The organism is Streptomyces sp. NBC_00016, from assembly GCF_045040885.1.
Classification (GTDB): Bacteria; Actinomycetota; Actinomycetes; order Streptomycetales; family Streptomycetaceae; genus Streptomyces; species Streptomyces coriariae.
This window is the reverse complement of the sequence record NZ_CP108304.1, coordinates 8,538,159-8,564,249: the sequence shown is the minus strand read 5'-3', so window position 1 is coordinate 8,564,249 and position 26,091 is coordinate 8,538,159. Positions and strand designations below refer to the sequence as shown.

General features: G+C 72.0%; 24 protein-coding genes and 1 pseudogene. 14 read left to right on the top strand and 11 right to left on the bottom strand.

Translation table 11 applies throughout. The features are described from left to right. Positions 1–45 precede the first annotated feature (45 nt). Genes OG933_RS37950 through OG933_RS37940 form a run of 3 tightly spaced genes read right to left on the bottom strand, consistent with a single transcriptional unit; the run spans position 46 to position 3,298 of the window. Complete coding sequence (locus tag OG933_RS37950) at positions 46–1,116, bottom strand: low specificity L-threonine aldolase (RefSeq protein WP_362521127.1); 1,071 nt, start codon at positions 1,114–1,116, stop codon at positions 46–48. Continuing rightward, entirely contained in the window at positions 1,113–1,859 is a 747-nt protein-coding gene (locus OG933_RS37945; RefSeq protein WP_054240980.1) for an SDR family oxidoreductase, read from the bottom strand. The genes OG933_RS37950 and OG933_RS37945 overlap by 4 nt, the downstream gene beginning before the upstream one ends. A 41-nt stretch (positions 1,860–1,900) precedes the next feature. Continuing rightward, positions 1,901–3,298 carry a DUF6421 family protein gene (locus OG933_RS37940; protein WP_405631499.1) on the bottom strand — a complete coding sequence of 466 codons (1,398 nt, stop codon included), beginning with the start codon at positions 3,296–3,298 and terminating at the stop codon, positions 1,901–1,903. A 288-nt stretch (positions 3,299–3,586) separates the two neighbouring features. Between OG933_RS37940 and OG933_RS37935 the strand changes: the two genes are divergently transcribed. Then, a complete protein-coding gene (locus OG933_RS37935; RefSeq protein WP_020125914.1) occupies positions 3,587–4,270 on the top strand; it encodes a glycerophosphodiester phosphodiesterase family protein in 684 nt (227 codons plus the stop codon). A 15-nt stretch (positions 4,271–4,285) separates the two neighbouring features. Here OG933_RS37935 and OG933_RS37930 read toward each other — a convergent pair whose 3' ends face one another. Next, on the bottom strand, positions 4,286–4,825 hold the full coding sequence (locus OG933_RS37930; protein WP_405631497.1) for a GNAT family N-acetyltransferase: 540 nt from the start codon (positions 4,823–4,825) through the stop codon (positions 4,286–4,288). Positions 4,826–4,899: 74 nt separating this feature from the next. Between OG933_RS37930 and OG933_RS37925 the strand changes: the two genes are divergently transcribed. Both OG933_RS37925 and OG933_RS37920 read left to right on the top strand, forming a co-directional pair. Then, positions 4,900–5,295 carry a VOC family protein gene (locus tag OG933_RS37925; RefSeq protein ID WP_362521118.1) on the top strand — a complete coding sequence of 132 codons (396 nt, stop codon included), beginning with the start codon at positions 4,900–4,902 and terminating at the stop codon, positions 5,293–5,295. A 323-nt stretch (positions 5,296–5,618) separates the two neighbouring features. Beyond that, positions 5,619–6,383: a VOC family protein gene (locus tag OG933_RS37920; protein ID WP_405631495.1), complete on the top strand. Its 765-nt coding sequence runs from the start codon at positions 5,619–5,621 to the stop codon at positions 6,381–6,383. A 109-nt stretch (positions 6,384–6,492) separates the two neighbouring features. Here the strand turns inward: OG933_RS37920 and OG933_RS37915 are convergent. After that, positions 6,493–6,999 (bottom strand): annotated as a pseudogene (locus OG933_RS37915) (MarR family winged helix-turn-helix transcriptional regulator); the annotation flags it as partial. A 302-nt stretch (positions 7,000–7,301) separates the two neighbouring features. Continuing rightward, positions 7,302–8,915 carry an FUSC family protein gene (locus OG933_RS37910; RefSeq protein WP_405633629.1) on the bottom strand — a complete coding sequence of 538 codons (1,614 nt, stop codon included), beginning with the start codon at positions 8,913–8,915 and terminating at the stop codon, positions 7,302–7,304. A 258-nt stretch (positions 8,916–9,173) separates the two neighbouring features. Between OG933_RS37910 and OG933_RS37905 the strand changes: the two genes are divergently transcribed. From OG933_RS37905 to OG933_RS37880, 6 genes are all read left to right on the top strand, one after another. Further along, positions 9,174–9,716, top strand: coding sequence for a DUF5134 domain-containing protein (locus OG933_RS37905; protein ID WP_405631492.1), 543 nt, complete (start codon positions 9,174–9,176; stop codon positions 9,714–9,716). A gap of 81 nt (positions 9,717–9,797) precedes the next feature. Next, a complete protein-coding gene (locus OG933_RS37900) occupies positions 9,798–10,733 on the top strand; it encodes a M56 family metallopeptidase (protein WP_362521106.1) in 936 nt (311 codons plus the stop codon). A gap of 454 nt (positions 10,734–11,187) precedes the next feature. Beyond that, positions 11,188–11,859: a phosphatase PAP2 family protein gene (locus OG933_RS37895; RefSeq protein ID WP_405631490.1), complete on the top strand. Its 672-nt coding sequence runs from the start codon at positions 11,188–11,190 to the stop codon at positions 11,857–11,859. Further along, the gene (locus OG933_RS37890; RefSeq protein ID WP_405631488.1) at positions 11,856–12,386 is read left to right on the top strand and encodes a hypothetical protein; all 531 of its coding nucleotides are present in this window, start codon (positions 11,856–11,858) and stop codon (positions 12,384–12,386) included. The genes OG933_RS37895 and OG933_RS37890 overlap by 4 nt, the downstream gene beginning before the upstream one ends. Before the next feature lie 60 nt (positions 12,387–12,446). Further along, a complete protein-coding gene (locus tag OG933_RS37885; protein ID WP_405633628.1) occupies positions 12,447–13,082 on the top strand; it encodes an HAD family hydrolase in 636 nt (211 codons plus the stop codon). A 189-nt stretch (positions 13,083–13,271) separates the two neighbouring features. Then, positions 13,272–13,955, top strand: coding sequence for a TetR/AcrR family transcriptional regulator (locus OG933_RS37880; RefSeq protein WP_020125904.1), 684 nt, complete (start codon positions 13,272–13,274; stop codon positions 13,953–13,955). Here OG933_RS37880 and OG933_RS37875 read toward each other — a convergent pair. Beyond that, the gene (locus tag OG933_RS37875) at positions 13,943–15,445 is read right to left on the bottom strand and encodes a hypothetical protein (RefSeq protein ID WP_362521099.1); all 1,503 of its coding nucleotides are present in this window, start codon (positions 15,443–15,445) and stop codon (positions 13,943–13,945) included. The two genes, OG933_RS37880 and OG933_RS37875, sit on opposite strands and share 13 nt — an antisense overlap. A gap of 191 nt (positions 15,446–15,636) precedes the next feature. Between OG933_RS37875 and OG933_RS37870 the strand changes: the two genes are divergently transcribed. Next, complete coding sequence (locus OG933_RS37870) at positions 15,637–16,275, top strand: DUF305 domain-containing protein (protein WP_362521096.1); 639 nt, start codon at positions 15,637–15,639, stop codon at positions 16,273–16,275. 126 nt (positions 16,276–16,401) lie between these two features. Here the strand turns inward: OG933_RS37870 and OG933_RS37865 are convergent, their stop codons facing one another. Beyond that, the gene (locus OG933_RS37865) at positions 16,402–16,989 is read right to left on the bottom strand and encodes a DUF6214 family protein (protein ID WP_405631486.1); all 588 of its coding nucleotides are present in this window, start codon (positions 16,987–16,989) and stop codon (positions 16,402–16,404) included. Positions 16,990–17,188: 199 nt separating this feature from the next. Here OG933_RS37865 and OG933_RS37860 point away from each other — a divergent pair, with 199 nt between their 5' ends. Beyond that, the gene (locus OG933_RS37860; protein WP_405631483.1) at positions 17,189–18,565 is read left to right on the top strand and encodes an FAD-dependent oxidoreductase; all 1,377 of its coding nucleotides are present in this window, start codon (positions 17,189–17,191) and stop codon (positions 18,563–18,565) included. Between the two features lie 222 nt (positions 18,566–18,787). Next, positions 18,788–20,185, top strand: coding sequence for a nucleobase:cation symporter-2 family protein (locus OG933_RS37855; RefSeq protein WP_405631480.1), 1,398 nt, complete (start codon positions 18,788–18,790; stop codon positions 20,183–20,185). Positions 20,186–20,225: 40 nt separating this feature from the next. Here OG933_RS37855 and OG933_RS37850 read toward each other — a convergent pair whose 3' ends face one another. Further along, entirely contained in the window at positions 20,226–21,527 is a 1,302-nt protein-coding gene (locus tag OG933_RS37850; protein WP_405631477.1) for a PHB depolymerase family esterase, read from the bottom strand. A 422-nt stretch (positions 21,528–21,949) separates the two neighbouring features. Between OG933_RS37850 and OG933_RS37845 the strand changes: the two genes are divergently transcribed. After that, the gene (locus tag OG933_RS37845; protein WP_054240617.1) at positions 21,950–22,753 is read left to right on the top strand and encodes a pectate lyase; all 804 of its coding nucleotides are present in this window, start codon (positions 21,950–21,952) and stop codon (positions 22,751–22,753) included. Between the two features lie 81 nt (positions 22,754–22,834). On the opposite strand, the gene OG933_RS37840 is transcribed toward OG933_RS37845, so the two are convergent. Continuing rightward, positions 22,835–23,587: a PaaX family transcriptional regulator C-terminal domain-containing protein gene (locus OG933_RS37840; protein WP_405631475.1), complete on the bottom strand. Its 753-nt coding sequence runs from the start codon at positions 23,585–23,587 to the stop codon at positions 22,835–22,837. Positions 23,588–23,658: 71 nt separating this feature from the next. Between OG933_RS37840 and OG933_RS37835 the strand changes: the two genes are divergently transcribed. Continuing rightward, positions 23,659–25,356: an acyl-CoA dehydrogenase family protein gene (locus OG933_RS37835; RefSeq protein WP_405631472.1), complete on the top strand. Its 1,698-nt coding sequence runs from the start codon at positions 23,659–23,661 to the stop codon at positions 25,354–25,356. Between the two features lie 39 nt (positions 25,357–25,395). On the opposite strand, the gene OG933_RS37830 is transcribed toward OG933_RS37835, so the two are convergent. After that, a complete protein-coding gene (locus OG933_RS37830; protein ID WP_362521075.1) occupies positions 25,396–25,977 on the bottom strand; it encodes a hypothetical protein in 582 nt (193 codons plus the stop codon). Positions 25,978–26,091 lie beyond the last annotated feature (114 nt).

The window sequence follows — 26,091 nt, the reverse complement described above, 5'->3', positions numbered from 1 at the left end:
AATGACTTTTCATGTGACCGCATACCTATGCAATGAACGTCCTCGCTACCGCGCCATCTCTTCCTTGACCGCGGCGACGAAGGTGTCCACGTCCTCCTCGGTCGTGTCGAACGCGCACATCCAGCGCACGACGCCCGCCGCCTCGTCCCAGAAGTAGAACCGGAACTTCTTCTGGAGGCGTTCGCTCACCTCGTGCGGGAGCCGCGCGAACACGCCGTTGGCCTGCACGGGGTACAGGATCTCCACGCCGTGCACGGCCCGCACGCCCTCGGCGAGCCGCTGTGCCATCTCGTTGGCGTGGCGGGCGTTGCGCAGCCACAGGTCCTTGGCCAGCAGGGCCTCCAACTGCACCGACACGAAGCGCATCTTGGAGGCGAGCTGCATGGACAGCTTGCGCAGGTGCTTCATGTGGCGGACGGCGTCCTGGTCGATGACGACGACCGCCTCGCCGAACAGCGCGCCGTTCTTCGTCCCGCCCAGCGAGAGGAGGTCGACGCCGACGGCGTTGGTGAACGTCCGCATCGGGACGTTCAGCGAGGCCGCCGCGTTGGCTATCCGGGACCCGTCCAGGTGCACCTTCATGCCGTGCGCGTGGGCGTGGTCGCAGATCGCGCGGATCTCCTCGGGCGTGTAGAGCGTGCCCAGCTCCGTGCTCTGGGTGATCGAGACGACCTGCGGCATCGCGCGGTGCTCGTCGTCCCAGCCCCAGGCCTGCTTGTCGATCAGCTCGGGGGTGAGCTTGCCGTCCGGGGTGGGCACGGTGAGCAGCTTCAGGCCGCCCATGCGCTCGGGCGCACCGCCCTCGTCGACGTTGATGTGCGCGCTCTCGGCGCAGATCACCGCACCCCAGCGGTCGGTGACCGCCTGGAGCGCGACGACGTTGGCACCGGTGCCGTTGAAGACCGGGAAGGCCTGCGCCGTGGCGCCGAAGTGGCTGCGGATGATCCCCTGGAAGTGCTCGGTGTAGTCGTCCTCGCCGTACGCCACCTGGTGGCCGCCGTTGGCCAGGGCCAGGGCGGCCATCACCTCCGGGTGGGCCCCGGCGTAGTTGTCGCTGGCGAAACCGCGGACCTCCGGGTCGTGATGGCGCCTTGCGTCGGTCTTCGGAGGGTTCACGGCTTCTCGGTGAGCCACAGACGCTGTCCGTTCACTTCGGGGGCGGGCTTCTCCCAGACTCCGGTGATGGCCTCGGCCAGATCCTTGACGTCGGTGAAGCCCGCGAACTTCGCGTTGGGGCGGTCGGCGCGCATCGCCTCGTGCACCAATGCCTTCACCACCAGGATCGCAGCCGCGGAGGTCGGGCCCTCGGCACCCCCGGCCTTGCGGAACGCGTCGGCGAGCGCCAGGGTCCAGGCCTCGGCGGCCGCCTTGGCGGCGGCGTACGCGGCGTTGCCCGCGGAGGGGTTCGAGGCGCCGGCGGCGCTGATCAGCACGTACCGGCCGCGGTCGCTGCGCTGGAGGCCCTCGAAGAAGGCGAGCGAGGTGTGCTGCACGGTCTTGACGAGCAGCAGTTCCAGGAAGTCCCAGTCGTCCAGGCTGGTCTTGATGAACGTCTCGCTGCCGCGCCAGCCGCCGACGAGATGGACCACGCCGTCGATCCGGCCGAAGTCCTTCTCGACGCGCTGCGCCCAGTCCCGGGTCGAGTCCAGATCGAGCAGATCGACCGGCTCACCGGTGACGGTGGCGCCCCCGGCCCCGTAGCGGGCCGCGTCGACGGCCTCCGCCAGGCGCTCGGGGTCGTTGTCCGCGCCGGCGACGATCGCGCCGGCCTCGGCGAGTCGGAGCAGCGCCGCCCGGCCGGCCGGTCCGCCCGCACCGGCCACCGCGATCACCGCACCGCTGAGAGCCCCGTTCCCCATGGTCTTCGCCTCCTGAGCAGTGTTCTCGGTACGCAGGTCGCTCACGCGGCGATCCGCTCGGCGCCGTCCGCCGTGATGCCCCGGGTCGAGGCGATCACGCTCTTGAGCTTCTTGGACAGTGCCTCATAGAACATGCTCAGCGGAAACTCGTCCGCAAGCACGTCGTCCACGAGTTTGCGGGGCGGCTGGGTCAGGTCCAGGGCGTCGGGGCCCTTGGCCCACTTGGAGCCCGGGTGCGGGGCGAGGTAGGCGGAGACCAGCTCGTGGGCGGCGAACCAGTGGACGAGCTTGGGGCGGTCGATGCCGTCGCGGTACAGCTGCTCGATGTCGGCGCACAGCTCGTTGGTGACCTGCGGGGCGCGCTGCCAGTCGATGTGCAGCTTGTTGTCGGTCCAGCGGACGACGTCGTGCTTGTGCAGGTAGGCGAAGAGCAGCTGGCCGCCGAGGCCGTCGTAGTTGCGCACCCGGTCTCCGGTGACCGGGAAGCGGAACATGCGGTCGAAGAGCACCGCGTACTGCACGTCACGGGCCTGCGGAACGCCGTCGGTCTCCAGCTTCACGGCCTCCTTGAAGGCGGTGAGGTCACAGCGCAGCTCCTCCAGGCCGTACATCCAGAACGGCTGGCGCTGCTTGATCATGAAGGGGTCGAAGGGCAGGTCGCCATGGCTGTGGGTGCGGTCGTGGACCATGTCCCACAGGACGAAGGCCTCTTCGCAGCGCTTCTGGTCGTGGACCATGGCGGCGATGTCCTCGGGCAGCGAAAGGCCCAGGACGTCGACGGCCGCGTCGGTCACCCGGCGGAAGCGGGCCGCCTCGCGGTCACAGAAGATGCCACCCCAGGAGAAACGTTCCGGCGCCTCGCGGACGGCGATGGTCTCGGGGAAGAGGACGGCCGAGTTGGTGTCGTAGCCGGCCGTGAAGTCCTCGAAGGTGATGCCGCAGAACAGCGGGTTGTCGTAGCGGGTGCGCTCCAGCTCGGCCAGCCACTGGGGCCAGACCATGCGCAGCACGACCGCTTCCAGGTTGCGGTCCGGGTTGCCGTTCTGCGTGTACATCGCGAAGACGACCAGGTGCTGGAGCCCGTCGCGACGGTTCGCGGCGGGCTGGAAGGCCAGCAGCGAGTCGAGGAAGTCCGGCACCTCGAAGCCGCCGTCGGCCCAGACCCGAAGGTCCTTGGCGAGCGCCCGGTGGTAGTCGGCGTCGTGCGGGAGCAGCGGGGACAGCTCCTCGACGGCCTCGATCACCCGCAGCACGGCCTGCTCGGCGTCCGTGCGCGGCGGTGCGCCCTCGGCCGCGAAGTCGATCGACCCGTCCTTCGACTGCCAGGGCCGGATCTGCTCCACGGCATCCTTGAGCACGCGCCACGCCGGGTGCTCAACCACCCTGTCCGCCGGAGGAACCTGCTCCCCCGTAGCCGCCTGCACAAGAATTTCCGTCATGTCCCATCCTTCACTGGAGAAGCTCGCGTCAGGACACCGTATGCATATGAGGATTCTTCCAGCAAGTGGGACCTCCGGAAATTATCCTGCGCTCCCGCATCTTCACCGCACTTTTTCCTGCCTGACACCGAAGATGCGGCTACTTCCGCTAGAGCCTGTCCAGCGGGTCGGATCTCCGGCCCGAGCGGGTAGAGGAACCCTCGGTGCACGCTCATGTCCTTGACGGCCCCCGGGCCACTAGGCTGCGTGCTCCTCCAGCCCAAACCGTCGACGGAAGCGGGTCGTGTCTTGAACTTCCTCACCATCGGTCACCGCGGAGTCATGGGTGTCGAGCCCGAGAACACCCTCCGTTCCTTCGTCGCCGCGGAGCACGGCGGCCTGGACGTCATCGAACTCGATCTTCATCTGAGCAAAGACGGTGCTCTGGTGGTCATGCACGACGCCGACGTGGACCGGACGACCGACGGGACCGGTCCCATCGCCGACCAGACGCTCGCGGAGCTGCGGACCCTCGACGCGGGGCGCGGCGAGCGCGTGCCGTTCTTCGAGGAGGTCCTGGACGCCGTGCGGCTCCCGCTCCAGGCCGAGATCAAGGACGTCCAGGCCGCGCGGGCCCTTGCCGAGGTGATGCACGCGCGGGCCCTGGTGGACCGCGTGGAGGTCTCCTCCTTCCACGACGAGGCCGTCGCCGAGATCGCGCGCCTCGTCCCCGGGGTGCGCACCGCGCTCATCGGCAGCCGCTACGGCCTCGACATCGTCGACCGCGCCGTGGAGGCCGGCGCGGCGACGGTCTGTCTCAACCTGCGCCGGCTCACCCTGGAGATCGTCGAGGAGGCACGGAAGCGGGACCTGCGGATCATCGGCTGGGTGGTCAACACCCAGGACCAGCTGCGGCTCGTCCGCGCCCTGGAACTCGACGGCGCGACCACCGACTACCCTGAGATCAGGCGCACGGGCCGCTTCACGGCCTAGGCCGGGTCCCGACGGTCAGACGAGCTCCTTGACCAGCAGCTCGAACCGGAGGTCGTCGCGCTGCGGAATGCCGAAGCGCTCGTCGCCGTAGGGGAAGGGGGTCATGCGACCGGTCCGCCGGTAGCCGCGACGCTCGTACCAGGCTATGAGGTCCTCGCGTACGGAGATCACGGTCATGTGCATCTCGGTCACGCCCCAGTTCTCGCGGGCCTGCCGCTCGGCCTGTGCCATGACCGTCTTGCCGAGGCCGCCGCCCTGGACCGCGGGACTGACGGCGAACATGCCGAAGTAGGCGTGGTCGCCGCGGTGTTCCAGCTGGCAGCAGGCGACGATCCGGCCCTGCTGCTCGACGGTGAGCAGCCGGCTGTCCGGCGCCTTGATCACCGCGAGCACGCCGTCGGGGTCGGTCCGCCGGCCCTGGAGGATGTCGGCCTCGGTCGTCCACCCGGCCCGGCTGGCGTCTCCGCGGTAGGCCGACTCGATGAGCGCGACGAGCGCGTCCACGTCGGCGTCGACGGCGTCGCGGAAGGTGAATTCGGTGGCGGCGGTGTCCATGCGGGCGTTCTCCGGTCTCTGACTCGGCTGGGGCACCGCCGAGCGTAGACCCTGCGCCGGTAGGCTCCGGCTGCATGGTGCACGTACTCAGCAGTAGGACCCTGCTCCGGCCGACCGACCCCGAGCGTTCCCGTGTCTTCTACGGCGAGCAGCTGGGCCTGGCGGTCTACCGCGAGTTCGGGACGGGGCCGGAGCGCGGGGTCGTCTACTTCCTCGGCGGCGGCTTCCTGGAGGTATCGGGCCGCTCGGAGACACCGCCGGATCCCGCCGCCGTACGGCTGTGGCTGCAGGTGCCGGACCTGACGGCGGCGCACGACGAGCTGCGCGCCCGGGGAGTGGAGATCGTCCGGCCGCCGGTGCGCGAGCCCTGGGGGCTCCTCGAGATGTGGATCGCCGATCCGGACGGCACGCCGATCGTTCTGGTGGAGGTACCGGCGGACCATCCGATCCGGTACCGGCCGGGAATCTGAGCCGATCGGATACCCGGCGGGTGTCGGGCGGGGTGAGTCCGAGGCTCGGTCCGGGGCTAAGGGCCGGGGGCTCGGATCCGGGGCGGGGCGAGGAACCGAAGGGCCCGGCCGACCCGGCTCGACGGGTCGGTCTTCCTCGTCGGTCGGCTGTGGGCAGCGGGGCGCCTGCCCGGCCGCAGTCGGGCGAGGAGGGCGGTTCGGCGGCGGGTTGCGAGGCCATCGGGCCAGGCCGGACCCTGTTTCCGGGCCTCGGCGGCCACCGGATGCCGTGGCGCGGACCGAGGCATAGCGTGCTGCAGGGGGCCCCTTTCGGAAGGAACGCCATGAAGCTCGACGCGCCCGTGCCCGGCGGGCCCTGCTGGGCCGAGCTGGGGACCAGTGACCTGGAGGCGGCGAAGCGGTTCTACGCGGAGCTCTTCGGCTGGCGCGCGGAGACGGATCCGCGCCAGGAGGCTGGCGGCTACACGGTCGCGCACCTCGGCGAAGCGGCCGTCGCCGCGCTCAGCCCCCTGTACCAGGAGGCACAGCCCTGCGCCTGGAACGTGTCGTTCGCGGTGACCGACGCGGATGTCAGCGCGCGGCTGCTCACGGAGGCCGGGGGCAAGGTGCTGGTCGGCCCGATGGACGTCTTCGACGTGGGTCGTTTCGTGGTCGCCCTCGATCCCGGTGGTGCCGCGTTCCAGTTGTGGCAGGCGCGGACCTTCCCGGGCGCCGGGCTGTTCAACGCGCCCGGCTCGCTCGGCTGGGTCGAGCTGCTGACCCGCGATCGCCACCGGGCGGAGACCTTCTACACCACGGTGTTCGGCTGGACCGTCCGCTCCTCGGAGAACTACCTCCAGTGGGGCGTCGGCGGCGCGGACTTCGGCGGCATGATCACGATGGACGAGAAGTTCCCGCCCGAGGTGCCCCCGCACTGGCTGCCGTACTTCGCGGTGACGGACGTGGACGAGTCCACCGGGACAGCGGTGGGGGCGGGCGGCACCGCACTCATGGAACCGACCTCGGTGCCGGACGGTCCACGCATCGCCGTACTGCGGGACCCGCAGGGCGCGGTGTTCGGCGTGTACCGGGCCGGAGACGAGGGGTGAACGTCGACGCGTGAACGTCGACGGATGCACGTCGACGGATGCACGTCGACGGATGCACGTCGACGGGTCGCGGCCACCCGGTCGGTCCGGTGCCGCGTCGACGCGGCGTTCAGACCCGCAGGGCCCGCATGCGTCCCTCCAGCCGGCTCAACAACTCGCCCAACAGATCGGCCAGTTCGCCTTGCCGGCCGTCGTCCAGCGCGGACAGCACGGCACTCTCGTAGACGAGCTGCTCGGGCATGATGCCGTCGACGAGGTCGCGCCCGGCGTCCGTGAGGCGCAGGTGGGCGACACGGCGGTCCCGGGTGTCGACGCGACGCTCCACCAGTGCGCGCTCGGTGAGCTGCTTGAGCCGCTTGGTCACGGCGGCCCCGGAGGAGAAGGTCTCCCGGGCCAGTTCGCCGGGCGTCAGCTCGTGGCCGGTGCGGCGCAGCGCGCCCAGCAGGTCGAACTCGGCTCGGCTCAGGCCGGCCCGGCGCAGGGGGGCGTCCTCGGCCTGCTGGAGGAGCGCGGCGCAGCGGTTGACGCGGCCGATGATCTCCATGGGGCCCGTGTCGAGGTCGGGCCGGACCGTCTGCCACTGCCGTACGACAGCGGCGACCGTGTCGTTCCGTACCGGCTCCGACGGCTGTACCGGCTCTGACGGCTGTACCGGCTCTGACGGCTCTGACGGCTCTGACGGCTGTGCTGACGCTGGCCGCTCTGACGGCTGTGCCCGCCGTGCCGGCCGTACCGGGTCGCCGCTGCCCGTCCGGCCACCGTTCCCCCGCCCGTCGCCGCTCCGCGGGCGGTCACCGGTGGTTCCGGTTCCGGGGCCGCCGGCCGCCGGTTCCGCCCCGGTCACCGGTCTTTCCCCCGGCCCGGTCGCCGGTCCTTCCCCCGCCCCGTTCCCGGCCGCCGCCCGTCCCTGCGTCGCCGTCATCGCCGTACGTCCTCCGCTCCCGTGCTCGCGTCCCGGTCCAGGAGCAGTCCCTGGCGCCGTACCGTCGCCGCGAGCGTACGGTGTCCGGACTGTTCGGCCGCGACGACCCGCTCCTCGGGCAGCGCCCGCTGCCACCACTCGCCGGACGCGGCGTCGGCGGTGGCGCGCAGGTCGACCAGCGCGGCGGCGAGGCCGCGGCGGGCGGACTCCAGGGCGCCGGGGGCGGGACGCGGCTCCGCCAGGAGGCGGGCGGCCTGCTCGCGGGCCCGTTCGGCGGCCGTCAGGGCGTGGCCGAGGCGGTCGCCGGCCCGGCGGTTCGTGACGGCGACCGCGGCGACGAAGCCGACCACGGCGCCGACGAGGGTGTCCACCAGCCGCTCGGTGATCAGTCGGCCCGAGTCCTGGACCTGCGCGAACTCGGTGATGAGCAGCGCCATCGGGGTCACGCAGACGCTGCCGAGCCAGTAGTTGCGGCTGATCAGCGCCTCGGCGCCGAAGTTCAGGGCGAGGCAGATCAGGACGAGGGCGGCCTGGGTGAGATGGGCGAGCGGGACGAGCGCGGCGAAGGCGAGCACGCCGACCAGGTTGCCGACGACGCGCTGGACTCCGCGGCTCCAGGTGAGCGTGATGTTCGCCTGGTAGAGGGAGGCGGCGGTGACCAGGGCCCAGTAGGGACGGCCGACTCCGACGGCGAGAGAGGCGTACCCGGCGAGGGCACAGCCGAGGGCGGTGCGTGCGGCGATCGGCGCGAGGGGGCCGAGGCGGAGCCACAGCGGCGGCCGCCCGGTGGCGAGTTCGGCGTCGACGCCGAGGAGTTCGTCGTCGTCCACCAGGTCGCCCGGATGCGGGACCGGGCCGGTGCCGCGCAGGTCGCGGGCCCAGTCGCGCAGCCGCTTCGGGTCGGTGTCGGCGGGGGCGGCCAGGGCGATCTCGGCGCGGACGACGAGACGTTCCAGGGCCCGGCGGCTCTCCGTGGCGCGGGCCGCCAGCAGGGTCTGCCAGGCGGCGTGCACGGCGCCGGCCGCGGCGGCGCGGGTCCGGGCGTGGCCGTCGCCGGGGCCGTCCGTGGCGGCGTGGGTGGCGGCCGCGTTCAGGGCGTGGGCGGTGGCGCGGCGCTCGGGACCGTGCGGCCGCAGCAGGCCGGGCGCCATGCCGATCAGCCAGGCCCAGGCACCCGCGGCGAGTGCCAGCCCCAGGTGGCCGGGGACCTGCCCGAGGGTCTGCGGGGTGAACAGTGCGGCGGAGCTGATGAAGGTGAGGACGACGTTGGCGGGCGGGCCGAGCCGGGTCGCGTCACAGAGCGCCTTCTGCGCGGCCGCCAGCAGAGCGCCGACGGTGACCAGGGCGACGGCGTCGCTCGTCAGTGAGGCGGCGAGCAGGGCGACCGCCAGTCCGGCGGTCATGCCCAGCACCACCCAGGCCAGGACACGGGCGCGGGCCGCGTAGGGGCGGTTGTGGGCGTACAGCGCGCACAGGGACCCGGCCATCGTGTACATCGCCAGGTCCAGCCGCCCGAGGGCCAGCAGGATCAGGTTCGGCGGGGCGACGGCGGCGATCACGCTCAGGGCGGGCTTGAACCAGATGTCGGAGGGCCTGCCGAGGCGCAGCACTCCGGCGATCGGGAGGCGGCGTCCCGGGCGCCGCCTGCGCCGACGGCCGTGCTGCCCGCCGCGCGGTTGCGGGCGGGCTTCGGGGCGGGGGTGCTGCGGGGTCGCACTGCTCATACCCACTAATTTAGCATGTGTTTTACCCGTGAAATATTTCGCGCTCCGTCGAATGCCCCCCGTGTACACCCTTGCGCCCGCGTGCGCACGGTGTGCCGTGGGCATCGCATCCCTCGATTGCGAACGTCGAGCGGGGAGGTGCGCGTGCACGGACCGGCTTCGCCCGGCTGGCTGCTGGTGGCGCTGTGTGCGGCGACCGGGGCCTACTGCCTGCTGCGGATGCGCAGCGCGGTCGAGGAACAGCGCAGGGCCGCGGGCGGCGAGGCGCTGATGGGCTTCGGGATGGCCGCGATGGCCGTGCCCGCGGCCGCGTTCACCCCGCCCGCGTGGGCCTGGCCCGCCTTCGCGGCGGTCTTCGGGGCGGCCGCGTTGCGCGCCCTGTGGGCGGCCCGGGCCGGCGCCCACCACCTGCACCACCTGGTCGGGGCCGGGGCCATGGTCTACATGGCGGCCGTGATGGCCGCCGCGCCCGCGCACCGGCACGGACACGGCGGCTCCGGCGTCCCGCTGCTGACGGGGGTGCTGCTCCTGTACTTCACCGGGTACGTGCTGCTCGCCGGGGTCCGGCTGCTGCCGGTGGCCGGGACGGGTGGCGCCGCCGCGGCCTGGAGCGACCGGCCCGAGGTGGCGCGGGCGTGCCGGCTGTCGATGGGGATCGGGATGCTCGCCATGCTGCTGACGATGTGAACCCAACTCGGGCGTGGTCTACGTCACTTCGCTGTGACAAGCCGTACCCCTGAGCGGTACGCCGCTCATAGGCTGCTGCCCATGATGGTCCCCGCGGTACTGCTGCTGCTCGGTGCCCTGACCGCCGTGATCGCCCCCCGGCTGATCGCCCGGGCCGACTGGCCGGACCGCGAACCGGTGGTCGCGCTGTGGGCGTGGCAGTGCGTGGTGGCCGCGGTCCTGCTGTGCTGCGCGCTGTCGATGACGCTCAGCGCGGCGGCGGCCTGGCAGGCGGTGCGCGGCCATGTCTTCGCACCGGCCCCGCGCTCGGTGGTGGAGGCGTACGCGCTGGGCGCGACGGGCCCCTGGGCGGCCGCGACAGCGGTGGCGCTCGCGTGCGGCGGGCTGTGGAGCGGCGCGATGCTCGTCCGGGAGGTGCTGCGGAGCCGGGCCGGGCGCCGGTCGCGGCATGCCGAACTCCGTTTGCGTGCACCGCTGTTGCCGGGCGAGGAGTCCGCGTCCGGCCGGCTGCTCGTCCTGGAGGGTGAGCGGCCCGACGCCTGGTGGCTGGCGGGCGCGGCACCCCAACTGGTGGTCACCACAGCCGCGTTGCAGCGTCTGAAGGGGCGTCAGCTGGATGCGGTGCTGGCGCACGAGCAGGGGCACGCCCAGGCACGTCACGACTGGTTGCTGAACTGCTCGACCGCACTGGCCACCGGCTTTCCGCAGGTACCGGTGTTCGCCGCGTTCCGCGACGAGATGCACCGGCTGGTCGAGTTGTCGGCGGACGACATGGCCTCGCGGCGCTTCGGCCGGCGGACGACCGCGCTGGCGCTGGTCGAACTCAACGAGGACCGGGGCGTGTTCGGCCCCTCCCCCGCCCCGCAGGCCCATGTTCCGCAGCGCGTGCACCGGTTGCTCACACCGCCCGACCGCCTCACCGCGGCCCGCAGACTACGACTGACGGCGGGAGCCTCCCTCGTACCGGTGATCCCGGTACTGGTGACCCTGGTCCCCGCTCTCCGAGCACTGGGCTGAACCCCACGGCCCGAGAACCCGCCCCGGAGCCGGAACCAGCGCTCCGGAGAAGGCCGGGCTCCCCCTGACCGGCCGACCGACCATCTCGGAGGCCCGGCCGGCCACTCCGCCTCCCACTGCACGTCCACCCCAGCGGCCGGAACAACCACCCCCGAACCCGAGCCGCCCCCTGAACAGGCCAGCCCGCCGGGCCAGGACCGACCACCACCGAAGCCCGACCTGCCACCCCCTGGCCAGGCCATCCACCCAAGACCCACGACGGGGCACCCCCGAACGAGGGCGGGCCGTCCCCGCACCCGGGACAGCCGTCGTCGGCGGTCGGGGCAGCCGCGCCAGAAGGCGCCCCCACCACCCACCACGCCCACCGGCCCCGGAACAGGGCCGGCCGCCCGGAACCCGGACCGAGCGCGCCCCGAGTTCGCTTCCGGCCCCGCCGTTCGGCGAGGATCTCCGTATGCCCCATCCGACCGTCGACTCCCCGCCCCGCCGCCCGGCCCTGCGCACGCCGCTCCGGACCGCACTGATCCTGGGGCTGTGTTCGGCCCTGCTCCTCGCCCTGGTCGCGGCCGACTGGCATCCCCTGATCTCCGCCGACGGCGACATCTCCCGCACCACCCACCGCTGGGCCGTCGCCGACCCCGACGTCACCCAGGCCTGCCGCATCCTCACGGACTGGGTCTGGGACCCGCTGACCATGCGTCTGCTGGGCGCGGCGGTGGCTGTGTGGCTGGTGTGGCGGCACGGGGCCTGGTGGACGGCCGGGTGGCTGGTCGTCACGTCGGCGGTGGGCACACTGCTCCAGCAGTCCCTCAAGGCGGGGGTGGGCCGCGCCCGCCCGGTCTGGCCGGACCCGGTCGACTCCGCCCACTACGCGGCGTACCCCTCCGGGCACGCCCTGACGGCCACGGTGGTGTTCGGTCTCCTGCTGTGGCTGCTGCACCGGCACGGCGTCACCCCCGTCGTGTGGCGTACGGCGCTGACGGTGGCGGTGGTCTCCGTGGCGGGCGTGGGGCTGACCCGGATCTGGCTGGGCGTGCACTGGCCCTCGGACGTTCTGGGCGGCTGGCTGCTGGGAGCCGTGCTGGTGGCGCTGGCGATCGCGGCACACCTGCGCTGGCGCCCGTGACCCCGCCGGGGCGACGGTGGCGGCGGTACGGCTACGTGGGTCCGCAGGACGTGCTGCGGGCGGTCGTTCCGGGTGCCGGCGGCCGGGTGATCCGCTGCGCCGCGGACCTGGACGCGTACGCGGCGGCGGAGGAGGAGGGGGAGCCGTTCACGTACATCGTCGGGCTCGACGGCCTGCTGCGGCTCGCGCCCCGGCGCAGCGAGCACGTGGCCTGCGCGGGCGGCGCGGACGTGCTCGGCGCGGGCGAGATCTCGTTCCGCCACACCCCGCTCGGACCGCGCGTGCACGAGGTCAGCAACCAGTCCACCGGTTACTGTCCCGACCCCGACTCCTGGCCGGCCGTGGCAGCCGCCCTGGACGGGGCCGGCATCGGCCGTCCCGACGGCTTCACCCACGCGCTGGTGTTCCGGCGCTGTGAGCGGTGCGGGGAGAACAGCGTGGTGCGTGAGGGGGTCTTCGTCTGCGTGTTCTGCGACGGCGATCTTCCGCTCGTGTGGAACGTGAACGTGACCCCGCGGGATCCGTGAATCCGGCCGGGAGTGCGGGACCGTGAGAGCAGGCTGATTCATAGACTCGGCGCCATGCGCATGAGAGCCGTGTTGTTCGACTTCTCCGGGACCCTGTTCCGCATCGAGTCCGCCGAGTCCTGGCTGCGGGCGGTGCTGGAGGCGGCGGGCGTCGCGCTGCCGGGCGGGGCGAGTCCGGTCCGGCTGCCCGCCGGGGTCGCCGAGGTGTGGCGGGTGCGGGACGAGAGCGCGGAGCTGCACCGGGCCGCGTACACCGGCCTGTCCCGTCAGGTGCCGCTGCCGGATCCGGCGCTGCACGACGCCCTGTACGAACGGCACAGGATCCCGGCGGCCTGGGGGCCGTACCCCGACGCCCTCGACGTGCTGAGCGGGTTGCGCGAGCGCGGGCTCCGGGTCGGCGTGGTCAGCAACATCGGCTGGGACCTGCGGCCGGTGTTCCGGGAGCACGGCCTCGACGGGTACGTCGACGCGTACGCGCTGTCGTACGAGCACGGGTTCCAGAAGCCGGACCCCCGGCTGTTCACGGTCGCGTGCGAGGCGCTGGACGCCGATCCCGGCGGGACCCTGATGGTGGGCGACGACCGACGCGCGGACGGCGGGGCGGCGGCGCTGGGATGCGCGGTGCACTTCGTGGACCACCTGCCGGCGGCCGAACGTCCGGACGCGCTGCGGACGGTGCTGGACCTGGTGGAGTGACCGGACGGCCTCGGCCCGCTCCCTACCAACGGTCGCCTGAGGCCACCATTACGGGAAAAGCACGCCCACTCTGGACGATCCCCCGCGTCGCCCAGAGCAGGCGGCAGCCCGGTGCGCTCCGAAGCGGAACCCCACCGGGTTGACCCTGAGTATAGTTGGCTGCCAGCCAGTCAACGCAGGAGTTCCAGGATGTCCCCGCGCAGCGCCTCGGTCAATGAAGAATTGCGGCGGCGTTCCCGGGAACGGCTCCTTCAGGCCGCGGTGGAGCTGGTGAGCGAGCGCGGGTACGAGGCGACGACGCTCGGTGACATCGCGGACCGGGCCGGCTCGGCGCGCGGCCTGGTGTCGTACTACTTCCCCGGCAAGCGGCAGCTGGTGCAGTCGGCGGTGCACCGGCTGATGCACCGCACGCTGGAGGAGGCGCTGGAGCGGGAGCCGCGCACCGAGGACGGCCGGGAGCGGATGGCGCGGGCCATCGACGGCATCCTGGGCCTGGCCCGGGACCGTACGGTGCTGATGCGCCAGCACATGGCGGGCCTTCTGCAGGCCGAGGGGTTCGTGCAGTGTCCGGAGCAGCAACGGCTGGCAGAGCTGCTGCGGGAGACCGCGGCCCGGCACGGGTCGCAGGACCTCGACCACGACTACCCGATGCTGCGCTCCCAGCTGATGGGAGCGGTCTACGCGATGGTGCTGCCGAACGTGCCCCTGCCGCTCACGACGCTGCGCGCCGAACTGTTCGCGCGCTACCGGCTCGACTGGGAGCAGGGGGTCCCGCCGGACGCCGAGGCGCCCGGCGGGAGGAGTGACACCGATCTGTCGCGCTTCTTCGCGACCGACCCGACGACTCCGCGGAGCGAGGGTCAGTCGAAGTAGTCCGGCTGGGTCTGGACATTGAGCTCCTGGACACGGACCCGCTTGGCCGGGTCGGTGCGCCGGTCGCTGAGCTTCAGCACGTCGAAGCCCTTGGCGATGTCGTTCGAGTAGATGTAACCGTTGTAGTAGTACGCCGACCAGGAGCCGCCGCCCCTCAGCACCTGGGTGTCGAGCGGACCGCGCTCGAAGTAGGCGATCTCCTTCGGTTTCGACGAGTCGGTGAAGTCCCAGACCGAGACACCGCCCTGGTACCAGGCCTGCACCATGATGTCCTTGCCCTTGACCGGGATCAGCGAGCCGTTGTGGGCCACGCAGTTCTCGGTGTCCGCCTGGTGACGGGGGATCTTGTAGTAGCTGCGGAAGACCAGCTTGCGCTTGTCGCCCTTGCCGACGATGTCGTAGATGCCGTCGGCGCCCTTGTCCGGCCCGGTCGCCGCGTTGCACGTGGCCGCGCCGCCGCCGCCGAGCTCGTCGGTGAACACGACCTTGTTCGCCTTCTGGTTGAAGGTCGCCGAGTGCCAGAACGCGAAGTTCACGTTGTCCTGGACCTGGTCGATGACCTTCGGGTGCTCCGGGTCCTTGATGGAGAACAGGATGCCGTCACCCATGCAGGCGCCCGCCGCCAGGTCCTTGGAGGGCAGCACCGTGATGTCGTGGCAGCCGGTGGTCTTGGAGACCCCGGGGTTGGTGGGCGAGCCCGGGTTGCCGCCGCCGTCCGGGCCCTCCCCCGGGAACAGCACGGGGAAGCTGACGATCGCGGCCTTCTCCGGCGTCTTGCGCGGCACCTTGATGACCGAGATGCCGTCGTGCGGAGGCTGGCAGTCCGGGTAGGCGGCGTTCGGCGAGTACGAGGAGACGTAGATGTAGACGTTCTTGCGCTCGGGCACCAGGGTGTGGGTGTGCGAGCCGCAGGCGGTCTCGACGGCGGCGACGTACTTGGGGTTCGCCTTGTCGCTGATGTCGAAGACCTTCATGCCCTCCCAGGAGGACTTCTCGGTCACCGGCTGCGTGGTGCTGTTGCAACTGCTGTCGCTGCGCGAGGAGTCGGTGGACAGGAACAGCAGGTCGCCCGAGACGGAGATGTCGTTCTGGGAGCCGGGGCAGAGCACCTGGGCGACGGTCTTGGGGGACTTCGGGTTGCTGATGTCGAAGACCCGGAAGCCGTCGTAGTTGCCGGAGAAGGCGTACTTGCCCTGGAAGGCGAGGTCCGAGTTGGTGCCCGGCAGGGCGTCCTTCGGGATGTTCGTCAGGTGCTCGATGTTGTCCGAGTGGACGATCTCGTCCTGCCCCGGTATCTCGCCGTCGGCGATCGCGGCCGCCGCCTCGGCCCGGGCGCCCTCGGACACCTTCTGCTGCACGGCGGGCCCGTCCCCCGGGTCGGGGGTCGCGGCTGCCGGGACGGCCGTGAGCAGCGCGGCCAGCAGTCCGGTACACGCGGCGGCCACCCCCAGCCGTCTGCGTCGCGTTCGAAGGTCGTTCAACAGGGTCACTGTGTCCTCCCTTGTCGCCGTTCACGCGGAACGGTTCGCGGTGCTCCGAAGTATCGTCTTCATCATGCACATATCAAGGGCTGGCAACGCACTCGTAATGAATCTTTCGGTTCAGTAGTGCGACCCATGGTGCGAAGATCCAGACGAGGACGGCACCCCCGTCCTCAACTCACCTGCCTCAGGAGGTCGTTGTGCTCGTCCGCCGCGCGCCCCTCGTCTCAGCCTCACTCCTGCTCGTCCTCGCCCTCGCGGGGTGCGACTCCGGGCCGGACACCAAGTCGGGTGCGGCGAGCGGCCCTTCGGTGATCGCGCCGGGCAAGCCGGGCGAGTCGAACCGGACCCTCTCCGCCCAGGACGCGGCCGAGCAGCGCACCGACGACGACACACCCAACTCCGCCGACGTGGCGTACGCGCGGATGATGATCCAGCACCACACCCAGGCCCTGGAGATGACCGAACTCGCCCCGAAGCAGGCCGAGTCGAAGGCCGTCAAGGGCCTCGCGTCGCGGATCGGCGCCGCGCAGGGGCCGGAGATCGAGGCCATGAAGGGCTGGCTCACGACATACGGCGAGGACGAGACGGGCGGCGAGCACGACCACCCGGCGATGCCCGGGATGGCCACCGAGGCACAGCTGACCCAGCTGCGGGCGGCCCGCGGCAAGGCGTTCGACGCGCTGTTCCTCTCCCTGATGATCACCCACCACGGGGGCGCCCTCACCATGGCCGCGGACGTCAAGGCACAGGGCAACAACGTGCGGATCGAGGAGATGGCCGACGATGTGATCGCGCAGCAGACGAGCGAGATCACCCGGATGCGCGGGATGCAGTGACACCCCGGTCCACGAAACCTCGCCGACGGGCCCCGACAGGGGGACCGGTCGGCGGGGTCGGTCGGCGGGGGCGGTCGGCGGGACCGGTCGGCGGGTCTCGCCTGCGGTCCTCGCCAATGAGCCGTGTCAGCGCCGGGCGTGACGTGGGGTCAGGTAACCCGCGTCACGCGCCTGCGCGATCAGCCTGAGCGATCTGCGGCGGCTGTGTCCCGTGGCGCACATGACCGCGAGGACGGGGTCCGCCCCCTCCTCCTGGGCCGCGCGGTACTCCTGCGCCGCCAGCCACCGCCCCTCGATGCCGCGCGGCCAGGCCTGACGGGCCCGCCGGGGGCCGAACGTCTCGTCGGCATCCCCGGCGACGGCCGGCTCCCGCGGACCCTCCGCGCCGTACCCGCCGTACCCGCTGTCCGTGTCCGCCGTGTCCGGCGTGTCCGCCGTGTCCGCCGCGTCCCCGGCACCCTCCGCGGCCGCCGCTTCGAGGGCGCCGCCTTGATCGCACCTCTCGAACAGCGGTCCCTCGATCCAGTCCGCGAGCACCGTCAGGTCCACGAGCGACAGGGGCGGCTGGGCGCGGACGTCCTCGACGGAGACACGCCCCTCGCAGACGACGGCCAGCAGCTCCACGCACGCACCGTCGACGAACCCCAGCCGCACATGGAACCAGGACGTGGTGCCCCCGGCCTCCTTGACCTCCCACGCGGGCCACACGGACACCGTGCCGTCCTCGGCGGAGCGATCAGAGAGATTAAGAAACGATGCTTCTAGCACACACGCAACGTAACCGCATGATCACTTTCCATACGAACGGACACGCGCGCATCGAGCGCGCACAGCACCCTGTCAGCGGAGCCGCGCTGATGCGATGCTGGAGACACCAGCGATCTCCTCCGTCCCCTTGGGTAAGGAGTTCCGCGTGCTGCGTGTCGCCGTCGTCGGCTCAGGGCCGAGTGGGGTCTATACCGCCCAGAGTCTGATCCAGCAGGACCCCGAGGTGCTCGTCGATGTCCTGGACCGGCTGCCGTGCCCGTACGGGCTGGTGCGGTACGGCGTCGCCCCGGACCACGAGAAGATCAAGTCGCTGCAGAACAATCTGCGCGCGGTGCTCGAGCACGAGCGGGTGCGCTTCCTCGGCGGGATCAGCGTCGGGACGGGCGGGGTGCCGGGGGCCCGGCTGCGCGAGCTGTACCACGCGGTCGTGTACTGCGTGGGCGCCGCGACCGACCGGCACCTCGGCGTGCCCGGCGAGGAGCTGCCGGGCAGCTGGTCGGCGACGGAGTTCGTGTCCTGGTACAGCGCGCATCCGGACACCGTCGCCGACGGGTTCCTGCGGGACGTCCGCTCGGCGGTGGTGGTGGGCGTGGGGAACGTGGCGGTGGACGTCACCCGGATCCTGGCCCGGCGGACGGCCGAGCTCACCCCGACCGACATGCCCCAGGCGGCGCTGACCGCGCTGGCGGCGAGCGAGGTCGGCGAGATCCACATGGTGGGCCGGCGGGGCCCGTCGCAGGCCCGCTTCACCACCAAGGAGCTGCGGGAGCTGGCCGGCCTGCCGGACACCGAGGTGGTCGTGGACGAGGCCGAGCTGGCGCTGGATCCGGCGTACGGCGACCCCTCCGCGCTGCCGGCGGCGCAGCGGCGCAACGTGGAGGTGCTGCGCGGCTGGGCGGCGAACCCGCCGACCCTCGGTGCCGGGCGGCGGATCCGGCTCCGGTTCTTCCTGCGGCCCGTCGAACTGCTCGCCGAACAGGGCCGGTTGGGCGCGGTGCGTTTCGAGCGGACCCTTCCGGACGCGCACGGCGGGGTGACGGGCACCGGCCGGTACGAGGACATCGAGGCACAGCTGGTGCTGCGGTCGGTGGGCTATCGCGGCGTGCCGCTGGAGGGTCTGCCGTTCGATCCGGAGCGGGGCACGGTGCCGCATCTCGCGGGGCGGGTCCTGCGCGAGGGCGTGGTGGCACCGGGCGAGTACGTGGCGGGCTGGATCAAGCGCGGCCCCACCGGGGTGATCGGCACCAACCGGCCGTGCGCGAAGGAGACGGCGACCTCCCTGCTGGAGGACGGCCCCGTCCTCGTACGGCGGGAGCTGCCGGGTGATCCGCTGGACCTGCTGCGGGCCGCCGGGGCCGAACCCGTCGAGTGGGCGGGGTGGCTGGCGATCGAGCGGGCCGAGGCGGCACTGGGCGCCTCACTGGGGCGGGGTGTGGTGAAGCTGCCGGACTGGGCGGCACTGTGGACGGCGGCGGGTCCCGCCAGGATCGGTGTACAGGACACACAGCAGCAACATCGGTGAAATCAACAAACTGTTTAAGTCCCGTACGTTCTCGTGCTGTTCGGCCTGACAGGCCCGTTCGGTCCGACAGGCCCGCCCGTTCGGTCCAACCGGCCCGTCCTGTCCGTTCGGCCTGATGACCGGCCCGTCCTGTCCGTTCGGCCTGATGACCGGCCCGTCCTGTCCGTTCGGCCCGACCGGCCCTGTTCGGATGCCCCCGCCGCCGCCCTGGAGTGCCCAAAAATGACCATGACCGCCCCCGTCCATCCCGTCGACGAGGTGCCACCCGCACGGCAGTTGGCCGCCTTCGGCCTCCAACACGTACTCGCCATGTACGCGGGCGCGGTGGCCGTGCCCCTGATCGTGGGCGGCGCGATGAAGCTGTCGCCCGCCGACCTGGCGTATCTGATCACCGCCGACCTGCTGGTGTGCGGCATCGCCACGCTGATCCAGTGCGTCGGCTTCTGGCGGTTCGGCGTACGGCTGCCGATCATGCAGGGCTGTACGTTCGCCGCGGTCTCCCCCATGGTGCTGATCGGGACGACGGGCGGCGGACTGCCCGCGATCTACGGGTCGGTGATCGTGGCCGGGCTCGCGATCATGCTGCTGGCGCCCCTGTTCGGCAGGCTGTTGCGCTTCTTCCCGCCACTGGTCACCGGCACCGTCATCCTGATCATCGGCATCTCGCTGCTGCCGGTCGCGGGCAACTGGGTGGCGGGCGGCGCCGGTTCGGCGGACTTCGGGGAGCCGAGGAACATCGGACTCGCCGCGTTCGTCCTCGCCGTGGTGCTCGCCGTGCAGCGATTCGCGCCGGCGTTCCTGAGCCGGATCGCGGTGCTGATCGGCATCGTGGTGGGGCTCGCGGTCTCGGTACCGTTCGGGTTCACCGACTTCGACGGCGTCGGGGACGCCGACTGGGTCGGGATCAGTACGCCGTTCCACTTCGGCGCCCCCGCCTTCGAGGCGTCGGCGATCATCTCGATGCTGGTCGTGGCACTGGTCACGATGACCGAGACCACCGGTGACCTCATCGCGGTCGGCGAGATGACCGGCCGCAAGGTCGAGCCGCGCAGCCTCTCCGACGGGCTGCGCGCCGACGGACTGTCGACCGTCCTCGGCGGCGTCTTCAACACCTTCCCCTACACCGCGTACGCGCAGAACGTCGGCCTGGTGGGCATGACCCGGGTGCGCAGCCGCTGGGTCGTCGCCACCGCGGGCGGCATCCTCGTGCTGCTGGGTCTGCTGCCCAAGCTGGGCGCGGTGGTGGCCGCCGTTCCGGCGCCGGTCCTCGGCGGGGCGGGCCTGGTGATGTTCGGGACGGTCGCCGCGAGCGGTCTGCGGACGCTGGCCGAGGTCGACTTCAAGGGGAACCACAACCTGACGGTGGTGGCCGTGTCGGTCGCCATGGGCGTGCTGCCGGTAGGCGTGCCGACGATCTACGAGCAGTTCCCCGACTGGTTCCGGACGGTGATGAACAGCGGTATCAGCGCGGGCTGCCTGACGGCGATCGTCCTGAACCTGCTCTTCAACCACCTGCCCTCGAAGGCCGGTGCGGCGCCGGAGACGGTCGCCCTGCCGACCGGCGGCGGCGAGGAGCCCGTCGGGGACGTGCCGGAGAAGTCCAGGGAAGAGGTCGTCTAGACGGCATGGGCGGCCGGGCTCACCGGCCGCCCACGGAACATCAACTCACGCCGCAAGTGGCTCCGTTGAGCGTGAAGGCGCCGGGCGCCGCGCTGTTGCCGGTGTGGTTCGCCTGGTAGCCGATGGTGACGCTCGCGTTGGGGGCGAGCGTGCCGTTGTACGTGGCGTTGGTCGCCGTCACCGCTCCCGAGGCCGGTGCGTAGGTGGCGCCCCAGCCGTTGGTGATGGTCTGGCCGGAGGGCAGGGTGAAGCCGAGCCGCCAGCCGTCGACCGTGGTGGTACCGGTGTTGGTCAGGGTCACGGAGGCGGTCAGACCGGTGTTCCAGGCGTTGGTCGTCGCGGTCACCCGGCAGCCGCCGGGCTGGGGCTGGGGGGTGGGGCCGGCGGCGTCCAGGCCGAAGAAGGTGATCACGCGGGCGGCCATGCCCCAGGCGTACAGGTTGTGGCCGACGCCCTGGAGGCTGACGGCCTCCACGGGAGCCTGGTCACCCGTGCCGCCGTACCGGGTGCGGGTCCAGCCCGAGACGGGCGAATCGGTGGCGGCAGGGGTCTGGTTCACGCCTCGCACATCGGTCCACTGCTTGATCTCCTCACCGAAGTTGGGGTAGCGCAGCACGTCGTCCTCGGTGCCGTGCCACACCTGCATGCGCGGCCGGGACCCGGTGTAGCCGGGGTAGGCCGCGCGAACGAGGTCGCCCCACTCCTGCGCCGTGCGGATCACGGTGCCGCCGGAGCAGGCGCTGTTCCACTCGGAGCCGTCGGTGGTGGCGAAGCAGCCGAAGGGCACCCCGGAGAAGGCGGAACCGGCGGCGAACACGTCGGGGTAGTCGCCGAGCAGGACATTGGTCATCATCGCCCCGGAGGAGATACCGGTGGCGTAGACCCGGCCGGTGTCGGCCGCGTAGGCGGCGGTCACCCAGTCGATCATCGACTTGACGCCGACCGGGTCGCTCCCGCCGCCCCGCCGGAGCGCCTGGGGCGAGGAGACGTCGAAGCACTTGCTGCTCCGGGTGACGGACGGGTAGACGATCACGAACCCGTACTGGTCGGCGAGTCGGGAGTACTCGGTGCCGGAGTACATCGCCGGCCCGGAGCCGCCGCACCAGTGCACCGCGACGAGCACCGGCGGGTGAGCGGCGACGTTGGCCGGTGCGTAGACGTACATCTGGAGATTGCTGGGGTTGGCACCGAAGCCGGTGACCTCGGTGAGGGTGGCCGCCGGGACCGGCGCGGCGGCCTGCGAGCGGGCGGAGGCGGCGGGAGCGGTGAGGAGAGCGGCGGTGAGCAGGAGCAGCAATGCCCCGCACAACGAACGCAAGGCTCTCCCGGGGGAGTTCGACACGCGCTTGTCCCTTTCTGGTAGCGGCTCGGGGGACGTCGTACGTGGGGTGCGCGAGAGGGAATCGGCGGCTCGGCGGGTGGCGCCGGCCTGTGTGGACAGACCCGGACGCATGCCCCTCTCCGACGCTCACGAGGGGGACGTCCGCACCGCATGGTGGCATGCACACGCCTGCCATGGAAGCGCTCCCACGGCAACTCCCGGCAAGCCCTTACTGGTTGGCCGAGGCCTGGCCGAGTGGCCGAATGTGTTCTGCGCAAGGCGTTGACTAGAAAGCGCTTGCCCCCTACGTTCCGTTCAGCAGTGTGACCGAGCCGCTCACGCAGACCCACCAAGGGCCGCACTGCCCGCACAGGTCGTTCAACATGGCACGCGACATTCGCATACCTGACCAATGCCCCCCACCTGGAAGAAGGCATCGGGACATGACTTCACCAGCACTGCCGCGCCGACGGCGCACTCTGACGGGCGCACTCGCCGCCCTCGCGCTCTCGGTTGGCATGATCATGACTACCGGGGCGCTGACTCCGGCGAACGCCGCCACCTGGCCCAGCGCGACCGGCAGCCAGGCGGTCTCCTCCACCATCGCGGTGTCCGGCACCAAGGACTACGGGATGATCCGCCTCTACGGCACCGGCGACCTGGGCAGCGGCAGCCAGGACGAGGACCAGGGGCCGATCCTGGAACTGGCCGCCGGCGCGGTCCTCAAGAACGTCATCATCGGCGCCCCCGCCGCCGACGGCATCCACTGCAAGGGCGCCTGCACCCTTCAGAACGTCTGGTGGGAGGACGTCGGCGAGGACGCGGCGACCTTCCGCGGCTCCTCGTCGTCCAACGTGTACACCGTCTCGGGCGGTGGCGCGCGGTCGGCCAGCGACAAGGTGTTCCAGTTCAACGGCGCCGGCACCCTGAACGTCTCCAACTTCGCGGTGCAGACCTTCGGCACCTTCATCCGCTCCTGCGGCAACTGCTCCACGCAGTACAAGCGGACGATCAACCTCAACACCATCGAGGCGACCTACTCGGGCAGCAAGCTCGTCGGCATCAACACCAACTACGGCGACAGCGCGACCCTGAAGAAGATCACGATCGTCGGGGACAGCAGCAAGAAGATCATCCCGTGCCAGAAGTACATCGGCAACAACACGGGGGCCGAGCCGACCACCAACGGCACCAGCGCGGACGGTACTTACTGCAAGTACGCGTCGTCCGACATCACCTACAAGTAGCCCCCGCCCCACCGGTCCCCCCACGGTAGGAAGGCGGCCGTACGAAGCGTCCCCGCACGGCGCTTCGCACGGCCGCCGCACCTATGCGCCCGCCCCCGACACGGCGGCGACGAGTTCCCGTTGGTAGTGACCGTAAGCGGTGCGCAGGGCAGGTCCCGGCCAGTCGGCGGGGAGGAGTCCGGCCGGCAGCACCGGGTCGGCGAGCAGATGCCGTACGACCGCCGCGAGAGCCGTGAAGCGGTCGGCGGGCAGCCGGGTCGACTCGACATGGGCCAGCAGGACCCGGGCCGTCCGCGCCCATCCGTCGAGCGGCCACAGTCCGGCGGCCAGGCCGGGGGCGGGCCGGTCGGGGTGGGCGGTGAAGTGCTGGAGCACGTCCCCGAGATCCGCGGGCCAGGGCCGGCCCAGGTTGGCGGGCCGCAGCCAGACCCCCTCGCGGAGCTCGGCGAGCCGGAGGGCGCTCAACCGGCCGCGCAGTTCGGCGCGCTCGGCGGGGCCGCGGCCGGTCGCGGTGATGACGGCCATCTCCCACGCGCCGTCCCACGCGCGCGTGTCCGGGTGCACGGCGTCGTCCTGGCGGCGCTGGCGCTCCAGCAGCCGGTCGCTGAGCCGGTAGACGCCGTCCGTCCGCCGCAGGTCGCCCGCCGCCACCATCCGGCTGAGCGCCGCCCGCACCGTCGATCCGCCGACACCGAACGGCTCCACCCCGCGTACCAGGTCCTTCGCGGCCATCTCGGGCGGATGCGTGCCCAGCAGCAGACTCAGGACCACCGACCGCGCGGACAGCGGGGGCAGGTCCACCTCTCCGGGCTCCGCCGTCACGTTCATCCGCATGGGGCCGTACTTTACGTGCGACCCGATGTTGCACTATTGCTACACCCGTAGGGAAAGTGCAACATGGTCGCATGGCCCAGATACTCACCCAGCCGCAGCCGCAGGCACACCCGGAGCCGCCCGTCCCGTCGTACGCCACGCACGACGTCACCAATCAGCCTCCGCCCCTGGCCCCTTACGACGCCTCCGACGACGTGGCCCTGCTGGAGGGGCTGCGCCGGGAGGGCGCCGGATGGGCGGAGCCGGACGTCCGCCGGATCGGTCTGCTGGCGGGCGGCGTCGAGGCGCAGGAGTGGGGCGACCTGGCCAACCGGCACGAACCCGTCCTGCGCACGCACGACCGCTACGGACACCGTGTCGACGAGGTCGACTTCCACCCCGGCTGGCACGAGCTGATGCGGGTCGCGGTCGCGGAGGGGCTGGCCGGCGCGCCCTGGGCGGACGACCGGCCGGGCGCCCATGTGGCGCGCACGGCGGGCGGTCTCGCCTGGGGGCACACGGACGCCGGGCACGGCTGCCCCACGTCGATGACCTATGCGGCCGTCCCCGCGCTGCGTCGCCAGCCGGAACTCGCCGCCGTCTACGAGCCCCTGCTGACCGGCCGGGTGTACGACCCGGGGCTGCGGGTGCCGACGCAGAAGCGCGGGCTGCTCGCGGGCATGGGGATGACCGAGAAGCAGGGCGGCTCCGACGTCCGGACGAACACGACGACGGCCCTGCCCACGGCGGAGCCCGGTGTGTACACCCTGCGCGGGCACAAGTGGTTCACGTCGGCGCCGATGTGCGATGTCTTCCTGGTGCTGGCACAGGCGCCGGACGGGCTCTCGTGCTTCCTGGTGCCGCGGGTGCTGCCCGACGGCACCCGCAACACGTTCCGCGTCCAGCGGCTGAAGGACAAGCTGGGCAACCGCTCCAACGCCTCCTCCGAGCCCGAGTTCGACGGGACCGTGGCCTGGCTGGTCGGGCCGGAGGGACAGGGCGTGAAGACCATCATCGAGATGGTCAACTGCACGCGCCTGGACTGCGTGATGATGTCGGCGACGCTGATGCGCAAGACGCTCGTGGAGGCAGGGCACCACGTGCGGCACCGCAGCGCCTTCGGGGCGCGGCTCCTGGACCAGCCGCTGATGCGCAACGTGCTGGCCGACCTGGCACTGGAGTCGGAGGCCGCCACCACGCTCACCCTGCGGCTGGCCGGCGCGGCCGACCGGGCGGTGCGCGGAGACGACGGTCCGGGTGCCGAGCGGGCCTTCCGGCGGATCGCCACCGCGGTCGGCAAGTACTGGGTGACCAAACGGGGTCCGGCGTTCACCGCGGAGGCCCTGGAGTGCCTCGGCGGCAACGGCTACGTGGAGGACTCCGGGATGCCCCGTCACTACCGTGAGGCGCCGCTGCTGTCCATCTGGGAGGGCTCGGGCAACGTCAACGCCCTCGACGTGCTGCGGGCGTTGACCCGGGAACCGGAGACGGCGGACGCCCTGTTCGGCGAACTCGCCCTGGCGCGGGGCGCGGACGCCCGCCTCGACGCAGCCGTCTCGCGGCTGCGGACCCGCCTGGGCGAGGCGACACCGGCCGGCGCCCGCCGTCTGGTGGAGCAGATGGCCCTCACCCTGCAGGCCTCGCTCCTGGTCCGGCACGCCCCGCCCGCCGTCGCCGACGCGTTCTGCGCGACCCGGCTGGGAGGCGACTGGGGGTACTCCTTCGGCACGCTTGCGGACGACGCCGATCTCGACGGGATCCTGGAACGGAGCCTGCCCGGCCCGGGCTGACGTCTCTCACGGGCGGGAGCGCGAGCGGGGTCGTCGGAATCAGCCCGTCGGGCGGCCCCAGAGCGCGTCGAAGCGGGCCCAGTCGGTGTCCCACTGCTCCACGCGCCGGCGTTCCATCCGCCCCCGCAGGACGCGGCCGCCCGCGAAGGGGAGGACGGCCGCGCCGACTCCCGCCAGGCCGCCGACGAGGGAGGCGCGCAGTCTGGCCTGAGCGGCCGTGGCCGGTTTCGTCACCAGGCGGCCCTGCCGGTCCGTCCAGACCGTGACGGGCGTGCCCGCGGCGCTGCCGGGGCCGACCCGGACCTGGCCCTGGTGCGCGGAGCCGTCCGGTCCGGTCCAGCCGACCTTCGCCCACACCTGATCACCGGCGGCGGAACCGTTCACGGCGGCCCTGCCCGGGGCCCGCTCGGTCAGCCGCCCCAGGAGGGGCCGCCACTCGACGCGTTCCCGCGCCAGACCGTGTTCGACGGACCCCGCTGTCGCCCACCCCGCCAGCACCCCGGCGAGGACGGCCAGCGCCCACACGCCGAGCACGACCCAGGCCTCCACCGTGTCGGCGCGGCGCTTGAGCGGGTTGCGCCGCCAGCGCCACAGCCACACCTTCGGACCACGGAACGCCATCGAAGGCTTCCTCCTCATGAGCACATGAACATCCCGGCCGCCCTCCCATACGGGGCGGGCGGGCCTGATGCTCAGGGCGAATCCCTCGTCCCGACGCTGCCACGGGGCGGGCGC